General features: G+C 43.3%; 1 protein-coding gene. It reads left to right on the top strand.

What is annotated here, in order from left to right:
- The first annotated feature begins 94 nt into the window (after positions 1 to 94).
- The gene (locus R7Q46_RS29830) at positions 95 to 535 is read left to right on the top strand and encodes a TerB family tellurite resistance protein (protein WP_192868594.1); all 441 of its coding nucleotides are present in this window, start codon (positions 95 to 97) and stop codon (positions 533 to 535) included.
- Position 536: the final 1 nt, after the last annotated feature.

Here is a 536-nt window from a genome sequence, read left to right as displayed (position 1 = left end):
AAATAACCTGTCAGTGCGGTGCTAAATTTGATACGACACCTTGAGATTTACCGTATCTATTACCATCTTAAAAGAAAACAGCTTGGTGCTTACTATGTTTAATTCTCTTACTTCGTTGTTCAAACAACTTATCGACGGCTCGGATTTGAGCAAAAACAATGCGCTGTCGCCAAACATGGCGATCGCATGTCTGCTGTGTGAAGTGTCTGGTGCGGATCATCTAATTGATGAAAAAGAAGAAAGCACAAAGCGTTCTTTACTGATGAAGTTGCTCGAGTTAAACGAGCAAGAATCGGAGCAGTTACTTGCTCAGGCAAAAGAAAAAACGCAAGACGCTACCTCTTTGTACGATTTTACTTCCCAGCTTCGAGAACTCACACAAGAGACTCGCTACAACTTGATTAAGAGCATGTGGGAAGTCGCGTATGCCGATGGACAAATCGACCCACTTGAGGATGCCGTAATTCGCAAAACCGCAGAACTCTTGTACGTTGACCACAGCGATTTTATCCGCGCAAAACTGCAATCACAGTAAC

Source organism: Vibrio sp. 811 (assembly GCF_033339195.1).
This window is presented reverse-complemented; position numbering and strand designations above follow the sequence as displayed.